Source organism: Pseudomonas helleri (assembly GCF_045830615.1).
Lineage (GTDB): Bacteria > Pseudomonadota > Gammaproteobacteria > Pseudomonadales > Pseudomonadaceae > Aquipseudomonas > Aquipseudomonas helleri.
In genome coordinates, this window is record NZ_CP174501.1 from 4,270,560 (window position 1) to 4,289,582 (window position 19,023).

At 56.6% G+C, this 19,023-nt stretch carries 23 protein-coding genes and 1 tRNA gene; 15 read left to right on the forward strand and 9 right to left on the reverse strand.

The window, feature by feature from the left end; genetic code table 11:
- Positions 1–16: 16 nt before the first annotated feature.
- Genes ACJJU9_RS19245 through rpoE form a run of 3 tightly spaced genes read right to left on the reverse strand, consistent with a single transcriptional unit; the run spans position 17 to position 2,197 of the window.
- Positions 17–985: a MucB/RseB C-terminal domain-containing protein gene (locus tag ACJJU9_RS19245; RefSeq protein ID WP_407729325.1), complete on the reverse strand. Its 969-nt coding sequence runs from the start codon at positions 983–985 to the stop codon at positions 17–19.
- Between the two features lie 8 nt (positions 986–993).
- Positions 994–1,584, reverse strand: a complete 591-nt coding sequence (locus tag ACJJU9_RS19250; RefSeq protein WP_048385470.1) for a sigma-E factor negative regulatory protein — start codon at positions 1,582–1,584, stop codon at positions 994–996.
- A gap of 31 nt (positions 1,585–1,615) precedes the next feature.
- On the reverse strand, positions 1,616–2,197 hold the full coding sequence (rpoE, locus tag ACJJU9_RS19255; RefSeq protein ID WP_048367992.1) for an RNA polymerase sigma factor RpoE: 582 nt from the start codon (positions 2,195–2,197) through the stop codon (positions 1,616–1,618).
- A gap of 518 nt (positions 2,198–2,715) precedes the next feature.
- Between rpoE and nadB the strand changes: the two genes are divergently transcribed.
- Entirely contained in the window at positions 2,716–4,332 is a 1,617-nt protein-coding gene (gene nadB, locus ACJJU9_RS19260; protein ID WP_048385472.1) for an L-aspartate oxidase, read from the forward strand.
- Here the strand turns inward: nadB and ACJJU9_RS19265 are convergent.
- Positions 4,301–4,753 (reverse strand): protein YgfX, encoded by a 453-nt coding sequence (locus ACJJU9_RS19265; protein ID WP_407729326.1) that lies wholly within the window; start codon positions 4,751–4,753, stop codon positions 4,301–4,303. The genes nadB and ACJJU9_RS19265 overlap by 32 nt on opposite strands.
- Positions 4,737–4,991: a succinate dehydrogenase assembly factor 2 gene (locus ACJJU9_RS19270; protein WP_048385476.1), complete on the reverse strand. Its 255-nt coding sequence runs from the start codon at positions 4,989–4,991 to the stop codon at positions 4,737–4,739. Before ACJJU9_RS19270 ends, ACJJU9_RS19265 begins: the two co-directional genes overlap by 17 nt.
- A gap of 148 nt (positions 4,992–5,139) precedes the next feature.
- Here ACJJU9_RS19270 and ACJJU9_RS19275 point away from each other — a divergent pair, with 148 nt between their 5' ends.
- Entirely contained in the window at positions 5,140–6,084 is a 945-nt protein-coding gene (locus ACJJU9_RS19275) for a YgfZ/GcvT domain-containing protein (RefSeq protein WP_407729327.1), read from the forward strand.
- 15 nt (positions 6,085–6,099) lie between these two features.
- A complete protein-coding gene (locus ACJJU9_RS19280; RefSeq protein WP_407729328.1) occupies positions 6,100–6,918 on the forward strand; it encodes an HDOD domain-containing protein in 819 nt (272 codons plus the stop codon).
- A gap of 110 nt (positions 6,919–7,028) precedes the next feature.
- Here ACJJU9_RS19280 and ACJJU9_RS19285 read toward each other — a convergent pair whose 3' ends face one another.
- Together ACJJU9_RS19285 and ACJJU9_RS19290 are read right to left on the reverse strand one after the other, a co-directional pair.
- On the reverse strand, positions 7,029–8,432 hold the full coding sequence (locus tag ACJJU9_RS19285) for a sensor histidine kinase (RefSeq protein WP_048385481.1): 1,404 nt from the start codon (positions 8,430–8,432) through the stop codon (positions 7,029–7,031).
- Positions 8,425–9,096, reverse strand: a complete 672-nt coding sequence (locus tag ACJJU9_RS19290) for a response regulator (protein ID WP_331367775.1) — start codon at positions 9,094–9,096, stop codon at positions 8,425–8,427. Before ACJJU9_RS19290 ends, ACJJU9_RS19285 begins: the two co-directional genes overlap by 8 nt.
- Before the next feature lie 447 nt (positions 9,097–9,543).
- Between ACJJU9_RS19290 and ACJJU9_RS19295 the strand changes: the two genes are divergently transcribed.
- The 6 genes from ACJJU9_RS19295 to ACJJU9_RS19320 all read left to right on the forward strand — a co-directional run bounded on the left by ACJJU9_RS19295 (position 9,544) and on the right by ACJJU9_RS19320 (position 13,915).
- A complete protein-coding gene (locus tag ACJJU9_RS19295) occupies positions 9,544–10,521 on the forward strand; it encodes a tripartite tricarboxylate transporter substrate binding protein (protein WP_153330712.1) in 978 nt (325 codons plus the stop codon).
- Between the two features lie 57 nt (positions 10,522–10,578).
- A complete protein-coding gene (locus ACJJU9_RS19300) occupies positions 10,579–11,037 on the forward strand; it encodes a tripartite tricarboxylate transporter TctB family protein (protein ID WP_407729329.1) in 459 nt (152 codons plus the stop codon).
- A 1-nt stretch (position 11,038) separates the two neighbouring features.
- On the forward strand, positions 11,039–12,553 hold the full coding sequence (locus ACJJU9_RS19305) for a tripartite tricarboxylate transporter permease (protein WP_048368007.1): 1,515 nt from the start codon (positions 11,039–11,041) through the stop codon (positions 12,551–12,553).
- A gap of 316 nt (positions 12,554–12,869) precedes the next feature.
- Positions 12,870–13,139, forward strand: a complete 270-nt coding sequence (locus ACJJU9_RS19310; RefSeq protein WP_082148640.1) for a helix-turn-helix transcriptional regulator — start codon at positions 12,870–12,872, stop codon at positions 13,137–13,139.
- Positions 13,140–13,173: 34 nt separating this feature from the next.
- Positions 13,174–13,584 (forward strand): head completion/stabilization protein, encoded by a 411-nt coding sequence (locus ACJJU9_RS19315; RefSeq protein ID WP_407729330.1) that lies wholly within the window; start codon positions 13,174–13,176, stop codon positions 13,582–13,584.
- On the forward strand, positions 13,574–13,915 hold the full coding sequence (locus ACJJU9_RS19320; protein ID WP_082158003.1) for a putative holin: 342 nt from the start codon (positions 13,574–13,576) through the stop codon (positions 13,913–13,915). The genes ACJJU9_RS19315 and ACJJU9_RS19320 overlap by 11 nt, the downstream gene beginning before the upstream one ends.
- 1 nt (position 13,916) lies before the next feature.
- On the opposite strand, the gene ACJJU9_RS19325 is transcribed toward ACJJU9_RS19320, so the two are convergent.
- Positions 13,917–14,336, reverse strand: coding sequence for a helix-turn-helix domain-containing protein (locus tag ACJJU9_RS19325; RefSeq protein ID WP_194289374.1), 420 nt, complete (start codon positions 14,334–14,336; stop codon positions 13,917–13,919).
- Positions 14,337–14,673: 337 nt separating this feature from the next.
- On the opposite strand from ACJJU9_RS19325, the gene ACJJU9_RS19330 reads away from it, so the two are divergent.
- Positions 14,674–14,943 (forward strand): ogr/Delta-like zinc finger family protein, encoded by a 270-nt coding sequence (locus ACJJU9_RS19330; protein ID WP_048385491.1) that lies wholly within the window; start codon positions 14,674–14,676, stop codon positions 14,941–14,943.
- Positions 14,940–15,299, forward strand: coding sequence for a hypothetical protein (locus ACJJU9_RS19335; RefSeq protein ID WP_048368010.1), 360 nt, complete (start codon positions 14,940–14,942; stop codon positions 15,297–15,299). Before ACJJU9_RS19330 ends, ACJJU9_RS19335 begins: the two co-directional genes overlap by 4 nt.
- A gap of 77 nt (positions 15,300–15,376) precedes the next feature.
- Here ACJJU9_RS19335 and ung read toward each other — a convergent pair whose 3' ends face one another.
- Positions 15,377–16,069 carry a uracil-DNA glycosylase gene (ung, locus tag ACJJU9_RS19340; RefSeq protein ID WP_048385492.1) on the reverse strand — a complete coding sequence of 231 codons (693 nt, stop codon included), beginning with the start codon at positions 16,067–16,069 and terminating at the stop codon, positions 15,377–15,379.
- A gap of 617 nt (positions 16,070–16,686) precedes the next feature.
- Between ung and ACJJU9_RS19345 the strand changes: the two genes are divergently transcribed.
- The 4 genes from ACJJU9_RS19345 (at position 16,687) to ACJJU9_RS19360 (ending at position 18,863) form a co-directional block, all read left to right on the forward strand.
- Positions 16,687–16,908, forward strand: a complete 222-nt coding sequence (locus ACJJU9_RS19345) for a cysteine-rich CWC family protein (RefSeq protein WP_153373713.1) — start codon at positions 16,687–16,689, stop codon at positions 16,906–16,908.
- 33 nt (positions 16,909–16,941) lie between these two features.
- Positions 16,942–17,655: a pseudouridine synthase gene (locus tag ACJJU9_RS19350; protein ID WP_048385496.1), complete on the forward strand. Its 714-nt coding sequence runs from the start codon at positions 16,942–16,944 to the stop codon at positions 17,653–17,655.
- Positions 17,656–17,808: 153 nt separating this feature from the next.
- The gene (locus ACJJU9_RS19355; RefSeq protein ID WP_407731017.1) at positions 17,809–18,681 is read left to right on the forward strand and encodes an alpha/beta fold hydrolase; all 873 of its coding nucleotides are present in this window, start codon (positions 17,809–17,811) and stop codon (positions 18,679–18,681) included.
- Between the two features lie 108 nt (positions 18,682–18,789).
- Positions 18,790–18,863 (forward strand) — tRNA-Gly (locus tag ACJJU9_RS19360).
- Positions 18,864–19,023: the final 160 nt, after the last annotated feature.

Consider the following 19,023-nt stretch of genomic DNA (forward strand, 5'->3'; position numbering starts at 1 on the left):
GCATTTCAGTGTTCCATCAAGGTTTGACCGTCGCCGAGGGTTCGGCCTGCCCTGCCCGCATCGAGAGTGCGATGCGCTCTGCAGTGCCCATCGGGATCTCGCCCACCACGGTTGCGAGGATCTCTGCGTCAGGCGTCGAGAGGTGCCGTGAGACCGCAACAGTCGGCCCCAGCTGCAGGCGCATGTCGGGCACAGCGTCGCCTTTCAGGGGTTCGAGGAACACCGAGAAACGCGTCAAGCCGTCGTCATACATGAGGCTGGTGACTTCTGTTTTGGTTTTGGGATCGCGACGCACGTTGCTGCTCAAGAGTTCAAACCCTGGCGGCAACCAGTCGGAATGCCAGCTGTGCACAGGTTTGCTCACAGGTGCAGCCGCTTGAGAGGTGGTCACGGCCTGACAACGGTCACCGGGGGTGAGCTGGCTGTCGTTGGGCGGCGTCGTTTCAAGGTGGGTGAACTGAAAACGCTCCAGTAACTGCCCTTTGTCATTGATCAGCAATGACTTCAAAGGCAAGCCGGTTTCACGGTCCAGATACAGTTCAACGCCATAGCGATGCTGGTCACGCGGGGTTAGCACAATGACCGCTACAGGGCGACCGGCTACCCGCGAATCACCCGCGCGAGTCACGGCATACCAGTTTTCAAGGCGTTGCAAATCTAGCTGTCGCGCGGTGGTGTCGGCGACATCTGCAAGGCCGTTGATCAGTTTGCCAGTGACGCACTCGGTGCGCCCATCGGCACGGACCACCTCATAAGGTGCACCATCAAGCTGCACCAGTCGTTCACGCACTTTGCCGTCTTGCACGCGGTGCCAGATGCGATGGGTCGAAAAACTCCCATTGCGCTCGTAAACAAACGTGCCTTGATAGCTTTGCTGCTGCTCAGCCGCGCCTAAGCGTTTTAGCCAGTCTTGGGCGTCATCGGCATGAGCAGGTGCAACAAAAAAACCACTGAGCAGAAGCGGTAACAGAGGTAGGACGCGCATCATGGCCCTTAACGGTTTTCCAGGCTTGCAGCTCGTGCGTAAGGCAGAGGGCTTTCAGTTCCTTTCATGGCCGCTTGTTCAGCGTGCTGGCGCAAATAGCCCGGCAAACGCTGATTCTGCCAACCGGCCTGGCCTTGCAGTACACCATTGGCCATTGGCCCGGTGCCCTGATCAGAGCTCTCGCTGTAGTTGGCCAGTACCGCAGGGCCTTTGACTGTCGGCGCACTCAGGCTCGGCTGAGTGCCTTGCTGGGCCAGTTGGGCGCCCACGATGTCATCCTGGTTGTACAGTCTGACACCCGCCAGAACAGCCACCGTCACCGAGGCAGCAACTGCCAGGCGGCCAATGCTTTGCCAGTGACTGCGCTTGGCTTTGGCGGGTGTTTGTTCTTCGGCCAGTGCGGCCGATACTGCAGATGCGATGTCCAGGCGAGGGATCAGCAGATCTTTGTGCATCACTGCACGGGCAACCTGGTAGCGATTCCAGGTGGCACGTGTTTGTGCATCGTCAAAGGCATTCAATACCCGACGTAATTCCAGTTCGTCCGCTTCGTTATCCATCACTGCGGACAGCGATTCCTGCAGGGCTTCACGACTCATGGCGGTTCCTCTCTTGGCTGTCGCCGCTGTCTCAGTTTTCCTGCAACAACGGCTGCAGGGCTTTATCGATGGCTTCCCGAGCACGGAATATCCGGGATCGTACGGTACCCACCGGACATTGCATGACGCTCGCAATATCTTCGTAACTCAGACCATCAAACTCACGTAAAGTTAATGCCGTACGTAAATCTTCTGGCAGTAGCTGAATGGTGCGGTGAACCGTGCCTTCGATCTCATCGCGAAGCAAAGAACGCTCCGGCGATTCCAGATCTTTCAGACCGTGGTCACCATCATAAAACTCAGCATCTTCAGAACTCACATCGCTATCGGGTGGACGACGACCGCGTGACACCAGATAGTTTTTCGCCGTGTTAATGGCGATGCGGTACAGCCACGTATAAAAGGCGCTGTCTCCGCGAAAATTGCCAAGTGCACGGTAAGCCTTGATAAAGGCTTCTTGTGCCACGTCCTGGGCTTCATGGGTGTCGTGCACGAAACGCACGATCAACCCGAGAATTTTGTGCTGGTATTTCAGCACTAGCAGATCAAATGCACGCTTGTCGCCGCGCTGCACGCGCTCGACCAGCTGCTGATCCTCTTCCTGGGTTAGCATGAATACTCCTCATAAGACCGGGAGGAAGAGTGTTTTGCTAATTGATCAGGCTTGCAAACATAGACTCGGGCTTTTCGCAAAAGTTCTCTCCCCCCTGGCAAGTTTCCTGCGCACTCGGATTTGGCACGCACGAAAACGCAGCTCGGGCCTGGCCGGCTGCGTCAATAATCTTGTCGTCAAAGTCACCTGCGCGGGCCGTAAAATCAACCCCGTATGGCATTGACGCAACTCCCCTTTATGGCGGGCAACCTGCTATTGAACCCTGAGCTGTCGGAAAAGTTCCAAAATTCAGATCAGGTGTAACGTCTATAGCAGGATAAAATACAGTTCGTGCGCAGGTTGTGCCCGACGCGCAGCCTCTGGTTTGCCGATTTATTCTGCAAAACGGCATGCAGATCGCCACACTCTGAGGCACACTTCTCGCCCGCTGTAATGACCCAACGCCACAAAGGCCCGGCTATTGTGCCGATCCCCCCCTCTATATACTAGTGGGCGCTTTTTTTGCGGACATAAGAAGAATGAGCCAACATTTTCAACACGATGTGCTGGTGATTGGCAGCGGGGCTGCCGGTCTGAGCCTGGCGCTGTCACTGCCAGGCAATCTGCGCATTGCAGTTTTGAGCAAGGGCGACCTGGCCAACGGCTCGACATTTTGGGCACAGGGCGGCGTCGCTGCCGTGCTGGATGACACCGACACGGTCCAGTCCCACGTCGAAGACACCCTGAATGCCGGGGGCGGCCTGTGTCATGAAGATGCCGTGCGTTTTACGGTCGAACACAGTCGCGAAGCCATTCAGTGGCTGATCGACCAGGGCGTGCCCTTCACCCGCGATGAGGACGCCGACCCTGAGCACCCAGGGTTTGAGTTCCACCTCACTCGTGAAGGCGGCCACAGCCATCGCCGCATCATTCACGCCGCCGATGCCACCGGCGCGGCTATTTTCAAGACACTGCTCGAACAAGCCCGCCAGCGCCCCAATATTGAATTGCTCGAACAACGCGTGGCCGTTGATCTGATTACCGCCCGTCGCCTGGGCCTGGAGGGTGACCGCTGCCTCGGTGCGTACGTGCTCAACCGCGCCACCGGCGAAGTCGACACCTACGGCTCGCGTTTCACCATTCTGGCCTCAGGCGGCGCGGCCAAGGTGTACCTCTATACCAGCAACCCCGATGGCGCTTGCGGTGATGGCATTGCCATGGCCTGGCGCTCGGGCTGCCGGGTCGCGAACCTGGAATTCAACCAGTTCCATCCCACTTGCCTGTATCACCCGCAAGCCAAGAGCTTTTTGATCACCGAAGCCCTGCGTGGCGAAGGCGCACACCTCAAGCTGCCGAATGGCGAGCGCTTTATGCACCGTTTTGACCCGCGTGGTGAACTGGCCCCGCGAGACATTGTGGCCCGCGCCATCGACCACGAAATGAAACGCCTGGGTATCGACTGCGTGTACCTGGACATCAGCCATGAGTCCGACACGTTCATCAAGACCCATTTCCCGACGGTCTATGAACGCTGCCTGGAATTTTCCATCGACATCACCAAACAGGCGATTCCGGTAGTACCTGCGGCGCACTACACCTGTGGCGGGGTCATGGTGGATGGTCACGGGCGCACCGACGTCCCCGGCCTGTATGCCATTGGCGAAACCAGCTTCACCGGCCTGCACGGCGCCAATCGCATGGCCAGCAACTCTTTGCTGGAGTGCTTCGTGTACGCCCGCTCTGCGGCAGACGACATCCTCACGCAACTCGAACACATCGACATTCCGGATTCGCTGCCCAGCTGGGATGCCAGCCAGGTGACCGATTCGGACGAAGACGTAATCATCGCCCACAACTGGGATGAGCTGCGGCGCTTTATGTGGGACTACGTGGGCATTGTCCGCACCAACAAGCGCCTGCAACGGGCCGAGCACCGCGTGCGCCTGCTGCTGGACGAAATCGACGAGTTTTACAGTAACTATAAAGTCAGCCGCGACCTGATTGAGCTGCGCAACCTGGCACAAGTGGCCGAGTTGATGATCCGCAGTGCAATGGCGAGAAAGGAGTCACGGGGGCTGCATTACACCCTCGATTACCCGGACATGTTGCCTGAAGCGCTGGACACTATTCTGGTGCCAACCACCTACGCCGACTGAACTTGAGTCGCACGCGCAAGCGCCGGTGCTGATCCGGCGCCAGCGCGTCACGCGGGATGCACACCGCCCTCACCCACCACTCGCCCGGCACGCGGAACCGCAGCAGCACCATCATCGGCAACGCCAGGCTGTCGCGCTGCAACTGCACGGCCTGCCAGCCCTTGGCCCGACTCCATAACTGCCAACCCTCGGCGTTTCGTCGCACACCGCTGAAGGCCTTGGCGTGGGTCAACCGAATATGCCGGGGCACTGCCCAAACGCCATGCATCAGGCACAACAACAGTCCAAGCAGGCGAGCCCACACGGGTATCGAAAGAAGGCAGATTGAGATCAGTGCCAGCGATTGCACTGCCAGATACGCCGCCAGCAATTGCCCGGAGGCGTGCCAGCGGCATTCAAAAAAATCACTTGGGCTGAACACGGTCCAGAATCATGCGGACCATGCGCTGCAGCTCGGGGTCTTGAGACTCGCTGCGCTCCATGAACCAGCCGAACATGTCCTGGTCTTCGCACTCCAGGAGCTTGCGATAGACTTCGCGATCAACGTCATTGAGATGCGGGTAAACCTCCTTGACGAACGGTACCAACAGTACGTCCAGCTCAAGCATGCCGCGGCGGCTGTGCCAGTAGAGACGATTGAGTTCAACATCTTCGACCATGGAGCGCTCCTCAAATAGAGCGCAAGTATACAGACCGATCCAAGAGAGAACAGTCGGCTTTGGTCGGTTGTCGAGAACCTTTGCGAACTACCCATTTACAGGTCACCCCTCTATGATGTGTTCCAGACTTTACAACCTGCGATGACTCATGGCCGACTCTGCTTTTTTCTGCACCTTGTCTCACGAAGGCGTTCTTGCTGTTATTGGCAACGACGCCAGCAAGTTCCTGCAGGGACAACTCACCTGTAACCTCAATTATCTGAGCGACACGCGCTCAAGCCTCGGTGCGCGTTGCACGCAGAAAGGCCGGATGCAGTCGAGCTTCCGTATCCTCCTCGAACCGCAGGGCTGCTTTCTGGCCATGGCGCGTGAACTGGTCGAGCCACAACTGGCTGACTTGAAAAAATACGCGGTGTTCTCCAAATCAAAATTGACCGATGACAGCGATCACTGGGTGCGCTTTGGCCTGAGCCAGGGCGACGCAGTATTGCAAGGCCTGGGTATCGAGCTGCCTGCCGACACCGACAGCGTTGCCCGGGCGAATGGCCTCATTGCCATTCGTGTGTCAGAGGGCCGCGCAGAACTGTGGGCACCGGCCGAGCAAGCCGAACACCTGCACCAGCAGTTGAAAGCCCAGTTGCCTGAAGCCGATATCAACCAATGGACACTCGGCCAGATCCGCGCCGGCATTGGTCAGGTCATGCCGCAAACGCGCGAACTGTTCATCCCGCAAATGATCAACCTGCAAGCAGTAGGCGGTGTCAGCTTCAAAAAGGGCTGCTACACCGGGCAAGAAATCGTTGCGCGCATGCAATACCTCGGCAAGCTCAAACGCCGTCTTTATCGCCTGTCGCTTGAGGCCGGCAATGCGCAGCCAGAGCCTGGCACGCCGCTGTTTTCACCGACACACAGCAGCGCTGTGGGCGAAGTGGTGATTGCTGCTCATACTCCGGAGCGTATTGAACTGCTGGCCGTGTTGACAGCTGATGCGGTGGAAGCGGGAGACATTCACGTGGGCGATCTGCAAGGCCCTGCGCTGACGTTGCTTGACCTGCCTTATCAACTCGACCGTGATCGTGAGATACAGCGTTAATTCTCGAGAATAAAAATGAGCATGTTGGCGAGCAAAGTCCAGATGGACTTGGTAAAGGCCATCGTTCGAGATGACCTGGTTTTGCCCACGCTACCGGAAGTGGCGTTAAATATTCGCAAGGCAGCGGAAAACCCGGAAATCAGCGTCAGCAACCTCAGCAAAGTCATCGGTCGCGATACCGCGCTGGCGGCGCGGCTGATTAAAGTCGTCAACAGCCCGCTCCTGCGCGCGTTGTACGAAGTGACAGACTTGCACACCGCCATCACCCGGCTGGGCGTGAATTACAGCAGCAACCTGGCCATTGGTCTGGTCATGGAACAGATCTTCCACGCCCGCTCGCCCGTCGTCGAAAGCAAAATGCGCGACGTCTGGCGCCAAAGCCTGGAGGTGGCCGGTGTGTGCTATGCGTTTTGTCGGCGGTATACCTCGCTCAAACCCGATCAGGCAGCGCTTGGCGGGTTGGTGCATCAAATTGGCGTATTGCCGATCCTGATTTATGCCGAGGAACATAACGAACTGCTCGCAGACCCCGTGTCGCTGAACCATGTGATCGAGCGTATTCACCCGGTGATTGGCGACAAATTGCTTGCGGTCTGGGAGTTTCCGGAAATGCTGCTCAAGCTGCCGGGTCAATATCAGGACGTTAGCCGCGAGTCCAAGGCCATCGACTACATCGACCTGGTGCAGATCGCCACGGTGTTCTGCGAACAGCGCGACACCCCGGCACTCAGCCACAACCTGAATGCACTGCACGCATTCAAACGTCTGAAGCTGGATGCTGACAGCGAGCTGTTTCAGCAACAAATGAACGATGCGCGCGGGATGTTCATGTAACGCCACACCTGTGTCCGGCTGCTAAGCGGCCGCAAGATCAAAAGATCGCGAGGCAAGCTCGCTCCTACAGAACCCGTAGTCGCTGCCGAGGCACGAAGGCTGCGATCAACCTACAGCGAACGATTGTCGGCTGCCGATACGAAGCTCACCCGCACTTTTAGCCCACGCTCGGCGCCGTCATGCAAGCTGATGTGGGCCAGATGCGCGCGACAGATTTCGCCGACAATGGCCAGGCCCAGGCCACTCCCCGCCACTTGCTGGTTACGTCGATAAAACCGCTCAAACACTCGCTCCCGATCTTCATAGGGAATGCCCGGGCCGTCGTCTTCAACTTCCAGCACCGCTGGCAAGGACACCCGCAAGATCACGTTACCCCCAGTACAGGTGTGCGCCAGTGCGTTGTCGATCAGGTTGCTCAATAGCTCATTGAGCAAGGTCGGTTCCCCACGAAGCCAGACCGGCTGGTCGGCTTCCAGCGCCAAGGCCACGCCTCGGGAATGCGCCAGAGGCGCCATGGCCATGCCCAGCTCTCGGGCCAGTTGGCTGAGATCGAGCAATTGCGCCCCGCCTTCAGCAATCGCCCTGGCACCATTTTCAATGCGTGCCAGCGACAACAACTGGTTCGCCAAATGCGTCAGCCGGTCGGTGTCTTTAACCGTTTGTTCCAACGTGTGACGCAAAACCTGCGGGTCATGTGTGCGCAAGCCCAATTCAATGCGGGCCTTGAGCACGGCCAGCGGGGTGCGTAGCTCATGGGCAGCGTCGGCAATAAACTGCGCCTGGCGCTCAAACTGCCAACGCAGGCGCTCGGTAAAGTGGTTCAAGGTTTGCACCAGCGGCCTTAGCTCACGCTGCACCGGCACCAGCGGCAACGGCCGCAGATCATCCGGCTCGCGCTCTTCAACGGCGGTACGCAAACGCTCCAGCGGGCGTAAGGCGGCGCTCACGGCAAACCACACCACCAACAATGCGCCCAGCCCCAGCATGCCCAGACGCAGCAAGGTGTCAGCCATCAGGCTGCGCGCCATGGCCACGCGTGCCTCATCGGTTTCTGCCACGCGAATCTCGGCCATGCCATTCATGTTCGGTTCGCTAACGGCCTTGAGCAGGCTCACCACGCGGACGTTTTGCCCACGGTATTCAGCGTTGTAAAAACGCGCCAGCGCCGGGTAATCGTCAGTCCGTGGCGTGCCGGGTGGCGGTGCCGGCAAGTGTTCATAGCCCGAAATCAGCCGCCGCTGAATATCGTAAACCTGGTAATAGATGCGTCCGGCACTGTCGTAGGCAAAGGTGTCGAGCGCCACGTAAGGCACGTCGGCACTCAGGCTGCCATCACGCTGTGACAAGCCTGCGGCAATGGTGCGGGCGGATGCCAGCAAGGTGCGGTCGTAAGCCGTGTCAGCGGCTTCGCGACCATTGAAGTAAGCACTCAGGCTGCTGGCGAGCATCAGCACCACCAGCAACAGGGTCAGGGTCCACAGCAACCGCCAACGCAGGCTGTCGACCTTAAACATCACGGCCTTCCAGCAAGTAGCCCAGGCCCCGGAACGTCACAATTGCCACCGCATGGCCGTCGAGTTTTTTGCGCAAGCGGTGCACGTAGATTTCAATCGCGTCCGGGCTTGCTTCTTCGTCGAGGCCAAACACTTGAGCCGCCAGTTGCTCCTTGCTCATGACCCGCCCCGGCCTTGCGATCAGCGCTTCCAGTACGGCTTGCTCGCGTGAGGTCAGGGTCAGTAATTCGTCTTTTAGCGTGAAGCGCCGGGTCTCCAGATCGTAAACCAGCGGGCCGCAGCGCTGCTGACGCTCGCCACCCAACACGCTACGGCGCAACAGCGCTTTGACCCGCGCTTCGAGCTCAGCCAGCTCAAACGGCTTGGCCAGGTAATCATCGGCGCCCAGATTGAGCCCATGCACCCGATCCTTGACGTCACTGCGCGCAGTCAGCATCAACACCGGCAGGGTTTTGCCACGCGCGCGTAAACGCGCCAGCACCTCAAAACCATCCATTCGCGGCAGGCCCACGTCCAGAATGGCCATCGCATAGTCTTCGCAACTCAATGCCAGGTCAGCGGCCACACCATCGTGCAGGACGTCCACGGTCAGGCCGGTACTTTTCAACGCTTGAGCAACACTCTCGGCCAACTGCAACTGATCCTCGACCAAAAGAACACGCATCGGATTTACCTCATTATTTTTGTTCAGGCCTGTGGCTCTGTGGGCGAAGTGTACAGACGCAAACGGGGCTGTGAACCCCAAATAAACACTGAAAGAAAACTGAAAGGTTCACGAAAGGTTGGCGGATTAGGATTCGCCAACAAACAGTTACATCTGTTGCGCAAATGATTTTTTAGCGCTGCGCAAAACACCTCGACGTGTTTTCGCCAATAAGAACAATAATGGAGCACACCGTATGCTGACGCCTCAGCCTATCGCCCTTTGCCTTCCTGCTTGCCCCGTCTTCGCTCACCGCCACACAGGCCTGCGAACGACATTCTGTTGCCCCTCGCTGTACCCATGACGCTGACGATGCACGGCACTTGCCCTGCGTAAACGTTGGCGATGGCCACGACTGATAACAGCACTTTTCTGCTCATTTAAAACAATAACTCCTGCGGAGACATTATGAATTTCTCACTGCGCTCTTTGGCTCTTGCTGCCGGCTGCATGTTGTTCGCTGGCCAATTGATGGCTGAACCTAAACGCCCTGAATGTATCGCCCCGGCCTCCCCTGGCGGCGGTTTTGACCTGACCTGCAAGCTGGTGCAAAGCGCACTGGTAAACGAAAAACTGCTCAGCAAACCGATGCGCGTGACCTACATGCCGGGTGGCGTGGGCGCGGTGGCGTATAACGCGGTAGTTGCGCAGCGCCCGGCAGACGCCGGCACGTTGGTGGCATGGTCCAGCGGTTCACTGCTGAACCTGGCACAAGGCAAGTTCGGGCGTTTCGATGAAGGCGCTGTTCGCTGGCTCGCGGCCGTCGGCACCAGCTACGGCGCGCTCGCCGTGAAAAAAGACTCGCCCTACAAGAATCTTGACGATCTCGTTCAAGCACTGAAAAAAGATCCGGGCAGTGTGGTGATTGGTTCTGGAGGCACAGTGGGTAGCCAGGACTGGATGCAGACAGCACTGGTCGCCAAAGCAGCAGGTATCAACCCGCGTGAATTGCGATACGTAGCGCTGGAAGGCGGCGGCGAAATCGCCACGGCCTTGCTGGGCGGCCATATCCAGGTCGGCAGCACCGATATTTCCGACTCCATGCCTCACATCCAGAGCGGTGACATGCGCCTGCTGGCGGTCTTCGCCGATGAGCGTCTCGACGACCCGCAAATGAAAGAGATCCCGACCGCCAAAGAACAGGGCTACGACATCGTCTGGCCGGTGGTGCGCGGCTTCTACCTGGGGCCAAAAGTCAGCGACGCCGACTATGCGTGGTGGAAAGAGACCTTCGACAAACTGCTGGTGTCCGAAGACTTCGCCACCTTGCGTGATCAGCGCGAACTGTTTCCGTTCTCGATGACCGGCCCGGAGCTGGACGCCTACGTGAAGAAACAAGTGACTGATTACAAAGTCCTGGCCAAGGAATTTGGCCTCATTCAGTAACCGTCGCTGATCGCTGACTGTGCCCTTAACCGTGGGGGCACAGCCCCGGAGTGAACCATGCTCTTACAACGTATTTTTGCCTCGGCGCTGCTCATCGTCTGCCTCTGTCTGGCGGCGATGGCCTGGCCCTATCAGGCGTCTTTTTCTTACGAACCGGTCGGCCCACGCGCCTTCCCGCTGTTGATGCTCGGCCTGATGTGCCTGGGCTTGATCTACATGATCTTTCGCCCCTCGCCGGTGGTGCACAGCGAGGATGACCCGCAACTGGATCGCGAAACCCTGATCAAAATCGGCCTGTGTGTCGTGCTGTTGCTGATCTTTGCCGGCACCTTCGAAACCCTCGGTTTTGTCCTCAGCGCCATCTTGGTCGGCATCCCGATGGCACGCCTGTATGGCGGCCGCTGGTTGCCGAGCATTGTGATCATCAGCCTGATGAGCGTCGGTCTTTATCTGCTGTTTGATAAAGCGATGGACGTTCCGCTGCCGCTTGGCCTGCTCGAAGTTCTGGAGAACTGATATGGATACTTTTAGCTATTTGGGCCAGGGCTTCGGCGTCGCGCTCAGCCCTTACAACCTGGTTACCGCACTGTGCGGCACCTTGATCGGCACCGTAGTCGGCCTGCTGCCCGGCCTTGGCCCGATCAACGGCGTGGCCCTGCTCATCCCGATTGCCTTCGCCCTCGGCCTGCCGCCAGAGTCCGCGCTTATCTTGTTGGCCGCGGTGTACCTGGGCTGTGAATACGGCGGGCGTATCAGCTCGATTTTGCTGAACATCCCCGGCGAAGCATCGACGGTCATGACCACCCTTGACGGCTACCCAATGGCCCGTAAAGGCCTGGCCGGCGTGGCGTTGTCGCTTTCGGCCTGGAGCTCGTTCATCGGCGCATTCATTGCCACCTGCGGCATGGTGCTGTTTGCCCCGCTGCTGGCCAAATGGGCGATTGCCTTCGGCCCGGCTGAATACTTTGTGCTCATGGTGTTCGCGATTGTCTGCCTGGGCGGCATGGCTGGCGACCGACCACTCAAGACGTTTATCGCAGCACTGATCGGCCTGTTTCTGTCGTGCGTCGGGATCGATGCCAACAGCGGTGTGTACCGCTTCACCGGCGATAACATCCACCTGACTGACGGCATCCAGTTTGTCGTGTTGGTGCTCGGGCTGTTTTCCATCAGCGAGATTCTGCTGTTGCTGGAAAAAACCCATCGCGGCCAGGAAGCCGTGAAAGCCACCGGCCGTATGATGTTCAACCTCAAAGAAGCCTCCGCGGTGTTCGTAGTGAATATCCGCTGCGGTTTGCTGGGCTTCATCATGGGCGTGCTGCCGGGTGCCGGTGCAACCTTGGCCAGTGCGGTGGCCTACATGACGGAGAAACGTCTGGCCGGTGCCACAGGCACATTCGGTCAAGGTGACTCGCGTGGTCTGGCGGCACCCGAAACCGCTATCGGCGCTTCGGCGTGCGGTGCCCTGGTCCCGATGCTGACACTCGGTGTACCGGGTTCCGGCACCACGGCGGTGATGATCGGCGCCTTGTCGCTGTACAACATCACCCCGGGCCCACTGCTGTTTGAACAGCAACCGGACATTGTCTGGGGCCTGATCGCTTCGTTGTTCATCGCCAACATCATGCTGGTGATCCTCAACATTCCGATGATCCGCATCTTCACGCGCATTCTGGCCGTGCCTAACTGGGCACTGGTGCCGGTGATTGCCATCATCACGGCGATTGGCGTGTATGCCGTGCACGCAACCACCTTCGACTTGTTCCTCATGATCGCCATCGGCATCTTCGGTTATATCCTGCGCAAGCTCGACTTCCCGCTGTCGCCGGTCCTGCTAGGGTTCATTCTGGGCGGGCTGATGGAGCAGAACCTGCGTCGGGCGCTGTCGATTTCCAATGGTGCACTGGAGATTTTGTGGGCCAGCCCGATCACCATGAGTGTCTGGGGCCTGACCGCCGTGATGCTGCTGTTCCCTATCGTGCGTATCTGGCGCAAGCGCAGCGCCAAACGCCACACCACAGCCAATGCCTGAATCAGGCGTTAAAGGCTGCGAGTGACACCGCCGCCAGTCGCCCTGACTGGCGGTTGCCTTTATGGCAACCCAGTAAAGCGCCTGGCGGGCGCCCTGCTCGCCGGGTAATCAGTTGATCACCAACTTGTGTGCAATCAACTTAAACACCCACGTAAGCGTATGTATAAAACACTCGCATGAGTGTAGGAATATTCCATTACTGTCATGGACATTCCTACAACCTTGCCACGTTGTTGAGTCGTCAGCAGACCGATTATTTTTAGCACATCAAGAATGATCTTCTCGTCCGGCACACTCCTCAATGCAAGGGCAACATATGAAAAAGTGCAGTTTTTCCAGGCGACCACTCTCGCCGGATACACCCTCTACATCGCCTGATTTCATACCCTCTCTAACGCCAAAAGAGCATGAAGTCCTCAGTTGGTGTGCCCAAGGAAAAACCAGTGCCGAGGTGGCGCTCATTCTGAACAGATCAGAAACAACGATCAATTTTCATATCGCTAATGTACGAATGAAATTCGGCGTCACGTCACGTCACGCCGCCGTCATCAAAGCCATTAAGCTCGGCATGCCTCTGCTGCCTTAGCGGGCAATAAAAAGGCGTGCCAAGGACTATAAGCATGAGCCTATCAACAGCCTCTCTCTCACTATCAGACTGCACCAGCGATGATGCGTTTTGGCCCCCCATCAACTTGACATCGCTCAGGAAGGCCCTGTCCTTGAGCTCAAGTATCAGTGAAGGACGGCTTAGAACAGCAGCGCACGGTGCAACTGCCACCGTCAATAAAGCACTGACCGTGTGGCAGCAGCATGTTCAACAACAAGGTTATGGGTATTTAGAAGAAGTACCCGCACCCACCATCAATAACTGTTCCGTGTTAGTGGCTCACTACCTCAGCGCTGTTGAAGCCAACGCAGCCATTGAGCTTTATCAGCACTTTAAAATTGAAAAGTGCGGACGCCGCTGTTCTATGAATGAACCGCCTGCCGCCCATTTGTTCACGCATGAGTACCGACATCATGACGAATGAAATGATTAGATTGGCTTCGTACTGGTATCTGGAAATCGGGCTTGCGATGATCGACCGTGATGCAGTGTTTGGTGCCTGCCTGGGGGCGTGGGTGGTCACCAGTGCACGCAGGTCTCTCAAGGGCTGGCAACATGCAGGCTCCTTTCTGCTGAGCGCCTGCGTCGGTTATTTATTCACCCCTGTCGCCCTGCCACACTTAAACGGTTTATCCGTGGGAGTCACTGCATTTATTTGCGCACTGGTGGTCATACCCATCAGCATAAAACTCATGATTTGGGTGAACTCTGCAGATATTGTCGATGTACTGCGACGTTTTAAAGGGCCTAAATAAACTAAAGGCGAGCGGCATCATACTCAAGACGAGCTGACAGCTCTTCAACTTGACGAAGTAACAGATAAAGCTGTTGTTTTTCTTCGGCCACTTTATACACAACGCGTTGATCGGAGCGCTTTAATGTTCGAAACATCAATACCATTTTTCGTTCATGTTCCGACAGCCTGCCTACGGTTTCAACCACCGTCGCTGGCGACTGCAATAACATTGGACCCTGACCACCAAATAGCCAGTCAAGCGAGACACCATGTGCGCTGGCAAGCTCCATACACACCGAATAAGGAATGCGATCACGGCCTTTCCAACTACTGAGTGTTTGCGGACTTACTCCCAGAATCTCAGAAAGCCCGGAGTCTGTTTTAACGCGGGTTATTTTTTTCAACCGTCCAAGTATTTCAATAGATTTACTGCTACTCAATTTGAATTTTTCCAATTTGACATTGTTGTGTTTTTTGGCAGAATTTACGCGTATTGAGTATTTTTTAGTTATAGATATGTAACATTTCCCATCAAAACAAAAGACTATTGAAACAGCACATTAGGAAAAAACAAACACATAAAGAAAACTAGAAAAAAAGATTACTTGTCCGAAGTCATAATTCTTACAAGAACAGTTAAAAAGGATTACTCATCATCAAAAAACTGACTAACCCCGACATAAGGTGTCAGCCTGCATGATCAACGGATTGATCTTTCTTTGAAATTAACGTGCTTATTTAAACGAGCACACAACAATAGTTCAATTGGAGTCAGTCATGAGCACCTATAAAATGGTTTGTCCGCATTGCTTAAGCAGAATGCGTATTCGCACCAGCGAAGGTCGACATATCTTCTTACGCGTCGCTTATTTGCAATGCACAACCGAAGCCTGCGGCTGGTCAGTCAGGGCAGAATTTGAAATGACCCATGAGCTGTCTCCCAGTGGTATGCCGAACCCGGACGTGCGCCTGCCGGGTGTCAATCAGGAGTTGCGCCAAGCGGCGCTACCCTCCGAAAAAATCACTGCCGAGGGCGCCCGCGCATGACTCTTATTTATTCGCAAATCGAAGACCACCCCTACCTTCAGCAAGCTGCGCTGGTGTTCTTGCAACGTTATCAGGCTCAGCACCCCGGTAACGATCAGGTGCTTTTTTGCAAGGCAGTTCGGTATTTGGTCACGACGTTTGAATTAAGCACAGCGCTTGCGGAAAAGCTGGTCAGTCATGCCTATGGCGATTTAAAAACCATTCATGAACGACGACGTCTGGACGTCAGTGCCAGCAGCGACACGCTCGCTGTGATTACCGACCCGGCCAACGGCATGACCTGGGCTGTGCCTGTCGCAGCAATAGTCGGCAGAGTGATTGAGGCGCCCGATAACTGTCGCTTGCGCCTGGTCTGACCCGCACAGGCTCAGATCATTGCGCCCTCAGCACACCAGGCGCCTTACCTGGTGTGCCAACGGCGTATGGGCCCTGATCAAACAGGCGGTAACTTCCAGTCGATCGGGGTCAAGCCATTTTGCTCAAGGAACTTGTTGGTACGGCTGAAATGCCCATTGCCGATAAACCCACGGTAAGCCGACAACGGCGACGGGTGCACCGAGGTCAGCACCAGATGTTTAGTCGCATCGATCAGCTTTTGCTTGCTCTGCGCATGGGCGCCCCAAAGCAAAAAGACCAACTGAGGTTGCTGCTCACTGACGATTTGAATAATGCGATCGGTAAAACGCTCCCAGCCTTTTTTGGCATGGGAGGCGGCAATCCCCCGCTCCACAGTCATCGTCGTGTTAAGCAACAACACGCCCTGATCCGCCCAGGACTGCAAACAGCCGTGAGGCGCGATATCAATATTCAAGTCACGCTTGAGTTCTTTATAGATATTGACCAGCGAAGGCGGCACAGCAACACCCGGCTGAACCGAGAAACACAAACCATGAGCCTGGCCAGGCCCGTGATAGGGGTCTTGCCCCAGAATGACCACTTTGATGTTGTTCAGGGGCGTTGAGTTCAGCGCATTGAAAATCAACGGCCCGGGCGGGTAGATTTCTTTGCCGGCGGCATGTTCCTGGCGCAAAAACTCGCGCAACTCACCCATGTAGGGTTCATCGAACTCCTCACGCAAAGCCTGCTTCCAGGCAGCTTCAAGTTTTATACGATCATCCGACGTCATGGCTACACCCTTAAAAACAATGCCGCGGACACTAGAAAAGCTCGCTCCCATTGTCAATTGATCAATACCCGCAGCGCAGACTGACGATACGCACGCCAGCCTGCGACGCAGGGATTAGTCGCGTTACGTGCTCTGTGTTTTATCGACCTCCCCAGCCTCGGCCGTACCCTCCCCCATAACCATAGTGATACCCAGGTCCTGGGCCCCAGTAGTGTGGCGACGGGGCGTAGTAGGGGTGCGGGTAGACGTAATAAGGTCGGTAAACGCCGTAGTAATAAGGTGCTGGCACCGTATAAACATCAGAGCGATAAACGCTGTAACCCGAGTTATAAGGCACACACGCAGACACAGCCAAACCCAATACAACAATAGTGAGTAGACGTCGGAACATGGCGGCCTCCTGGACCGCGAAGGGGCACGATCCAGCGGCGCTGGACGGCGCCAAACAGCAATGCTGCCTGACGATTTATATGACCGCAAAAAGCAGACTCAGTGCCATGCAACACTAACTCTCAGACCAGTGGCCAGGCCAGTACGCGACAAGGTGTATAGCGCAGCGCCATTGCACAAGGCATACACTGGCGCCACCGATGCCAGCCACTCCACGGACACCCGACATGACAGCCCCCAACCTCTGCCCCGCCTGTGGTGCGCGTAATGACTGCTCTATGGCCAGTGCACAGACCGAGCATCTGCCCTGCTGGTGTTACAGCGTCAGCATTGATCCTGAGATCCTGCGGGCTTTGCCGCCCGAGCAACGCAACAGCGCGTGCCTGTGCCCCCGCTGCGCCGACGTACTCAGCCAATTACCTCCAGCGCCCCCAGAACACCTCGCGTAATATGCACGCCTGTATCTCTTGTGATTGATCGCTATGCGAGTAGACCGTTTTCTGAGCAACCTGCCACAGTTCAACCGCCAGCAGGCTCGCTTGTTGCTGATTGAAAAGCGCGTGCGGGTTGATGGCCAGATCGTATCTGACCCGCACCATGACATTCGCGAGTTCAGCCGGGTTGAGTTGGATGAACAGGTGTTGCAAGCCGGCAAACCCGCGCGTTATTTCATGCTGCACAAACCGCCAGGCTGCGTCAGCGCCACCCAAGACCCGGAGCACCCGACCGTGCTGGATCTGCTGAACGAAGCGGACAAGCACGACTTGCACATCGCGGGTCGACTGGACTTCAACACCAGCGGCTTGATGCTCATCACCAATGACGGCCATTGGTCTCGCCACCTGACGCAACCGCAAACCAAACTGCCCAAGGTGTACTACGTCGAGACGGAACAAGACATCACTGACGACTACATCACCCGGTTCGAACAGGGCGTGTATTTCGCCTACGAAGACCTGACCACCTTGCCTGCCACACTTGAACTGCTCGGCCCACGCTCGGCGCGCTTAAGCATTGTTGAGGGTCGCTATCATCAGGTTAAACGCATGTTTGGCTACTTCGACAATAAGGTCGTGCGCCTGCACCGTGAAAGCATTGGCCCGCTGATGCTCGACAGCCGACTCGCTCCGGGCGAATACCGTGCGTTGACGTCAGAGGAAATCCAGCAGTGCTGCCCTGCGATGCAACCGCTGTAGGAGCGAGCTTGCCTCGCGATCTTTTGATCGTTGAAAAGATCGCGAGGCAAGCTCGCTCCTACAAGTGAATGCGCTTAAGGCCACGCCTGCCTGTCACAATCGCGGCGCATTATCAGTCTGACAGACGCTCGATTCACTGGAGTCAGACCCATGATGAAGCCCGAAATCGCTGTGCTCGACATTCAGGGGCAGTATCGAATTCACACTGAGTTCTACCGCTCTGATACCGCGCAAAACACCATCATTCTGGTCAACGGGTCGATGTCCACCACAGCCTCGTTCGCCCAAACCGTCAAAAACCTGCACCCGCACCTCAACGTCGTCCTTTACGATCAGCCCTACGCAGGCCAGTCCAAACCCCACAACCGGCATCAGACCCCTCTGACCCAAGAACTGGAAGCCGACGTGCTTCTGGAGTTGATTGAGCACTTCGACGCCCAGTACGTGCTGTCATTCTCATGGGGAGGCACCGCCGCGCTGACCGCCCTGGCCAGTTCACCCCGGCGTATCGAAAAAGCCGTCATCAGCTCATTTTCGCCCCTCATCAATGTCCCCATGCGCAACTACCTGGAGCGCGGCCGCCGTTGCCTGGCAGACTGCAACCGCACGCAGGTCGGCAACCTGGTCAACGACACCCTGGGCAAACACCTACCTTCCCTGTTCAAGCGCTTCAACTACCGGCACGTCAGCACCTTGGCCGAACACGAGTACGCGCAAATGCACTTTCACATCAACCAGGTGCTGAGCGGCGACCCTCAGTGCTATCTCAAGGCCACACAACGCATTGAAATACCGGTGCTGTTCATCAATGGCGAATGGGACGAATACACCGCCGCCAATGACGCACGGCAATTCGCACACGCGATCCGCGACAGCCAATTTGTCAGCGTAGAAAACACCGGACACTTTCTGGACATGGAACACAAACAGGCTAGCCACATCAGCAAGATTGCCTTGCTCGACTTTTTAAAACCGCCAGCGCCTGTCATCACAAGGCCCGCACAGCGACTGTCGATAGCGCTGTAACGGTGCTTGAAACACGAAAAGGTTTTAACCAACGCCCTGAAATGCACGTTTCAAGAATAAAAAACTTCTCATCAAGGCCGACTTCTGGTACAAAGTTAGCCGCTTTGAGCGGGTATAGTTTAGTGGCAAAACGAAAGCTTCCCAAGCTTTAGTTGAGGGTTCGATTCCCTCTACCCGCTCCAATTCTGCTTCTCCCTCGTTGCTCAGTATTCTCCCCTCCAGCTATCCACGCCCGCCCTCAGACTCCAAACATTTCTTCCGACAAGCCACTCATACTCCTCATACGCAATGGGTCGTCGTTTGCGTGCTGAAATTCGTTGGCTACCCCTTCAAGATTGGACC

Bases quoted from the DNA above. Each gene is read 5' to 3' on its own strand.
- nadB (WP_048385472.1), top strand. From the start codon at position 2,716: ATGAGCCAACATTTTCAACACGATGTGCTGGTGATTGGCAGCGGGGCT.
- ACJJU9_RS19245 (WP_407729325.1), bottom strand. From the start codon at position 985: ATGCGCGTCCTACCTCTGTTACCGCTTCTGCTCAGTGGTTTTTTTGTT.
- ACJJU9_RS19330 (WP_048385491.1), top strand. From the start codon at position 14,674: ATGAGCACCTATAAAATGGTTTGTCCGCATTGCTTAAGCAGAATGCGT.
- ACJJU9_RS19270 (WP_048385476.1), bottom strand. From the start codon at position 4,991: ATGGTCGAAGATGTTGAACTCAATCGTCTCTACTGGCACAGCCGCCGC.
- ACJJU9_RS19290 (WP_331367775.1), bottom strand. From the start codon at position 9,096: ATGCGTGTTCTTTTGGTCGAGGATCAGTTGCAGTTGGCCGAGAGTGTT.
- ACJJU9_RS19310 (WP_082148640.1), top strand. From the start codon at position 12,870: ATGAAAAAGTGCAGTTTTTCCAGGCGACCACTCTCGCCGGATACACCC.
- ACJJU9_RS19355 (WP_407731017.1), top strand. From the start codon at position 17,809: ATGAAGCCCGAAATCGCTGTGCTCGACATTCAGGGGCAGTATCGAATT.
- ACJJU9_RS19300 (WP_407729329.1), top strand. From the start codon at position 10,579: ATGCTCTTACAACGTATTTTTGCCTCGGCGCTGCTCATCGTCTGCCTC.
- ung (WP_048385492.1), bottom strand. From the start codon at position 16,069: ATGACGTCGGATGATCGTATAAAACTTGAAGCTGCCTGGAAGCAGGCT.
- ACJJU9_RS19250 (WP_048385470.1), bottom strand. From the start codon at position 1,584: ATGAGTCGTGAAGCCCTGCAGGAATCGCTGTCCGCAGTGATGGATAAC.
- ACJJU9_RS19345 (WP_153373713.1), top strand. From the start codon at position 16,687: ATGACAGCCCCCAACCTCTGCCCCGCCTGTGGTGCGCGTAATGACTGC.
- ACJJU9_RS19280 (WP_407729328.1), top strand. From the start codon at position 6,100: ATGAGCATGTTGGCGAGCAAAGTCCAGATGGACTTGGTAAAGGCCATC.
- ACJJU9_RS19335 (WP_048368010.1), top strand. From the start codon at position 14,940: ATGACTCTTATTTATTCGCAAATCGAAGACCACCCCTACCTTCAGCAA.
- ACJJU9_RS19350 (WP_048385496.1), top strand. From the start codon at position 16,942: ATGCGAGTAGACCGTTTTCTGAGCAACCTGCCACAGTTCAACCGCCAG.
- rpoE (WP_048367992.1), bottom strand. From the start codon at position 2,197: ATGCTAACCCAGGAAGAGGATCAGCAGCTGGTCGAGCGCGTGCAGCGC.
- ACJJU9_RS19305 (WP_048368007.1), top strand. From the start codon at position 11,039: ATGGATACTTTTAGCTATTTGGGCCAGGGCTTCGGCGTCGCGCTCAGC.
- ACJJU9_RS19285 (WP_048385481.1), bottom strand. From the start codon at position 8,432: ATGTTTAAGGTCGACAGCCTGCGTTGGCGGTTGCTGTGGACCCTGACC.
- ACJJU9_RS19320 (WP_082158003.1), top strand. From the start codon at position 13,574: ATGACGAATGAAATGATTAGATTGGCTTCGTACTGGTATCTGGAAATC.
- ACJJU9_RS19275 (WP_407729327.1), top strand. From the start codon at position 5,140: ATGGCCGACTCTGCTTTTTTCTGCACCTTGTCTCACGAAGGCGTTCTT.
- ACJJU9_RS19315 (WP_407729330.1), top strand. From the start codon at position 13,174: ATGAGCCTATCAACAGCCTCTCTCTCACTATCAGACTGCACCAGCGAT.
- ACJJU9_RS19295 (WP_153330712.1), top strand. From the start codon at position 9,544: ATGAATTTCTCACTGCGCTCTTTGGCTCTTGCTGCCGGCTGCATGTTG.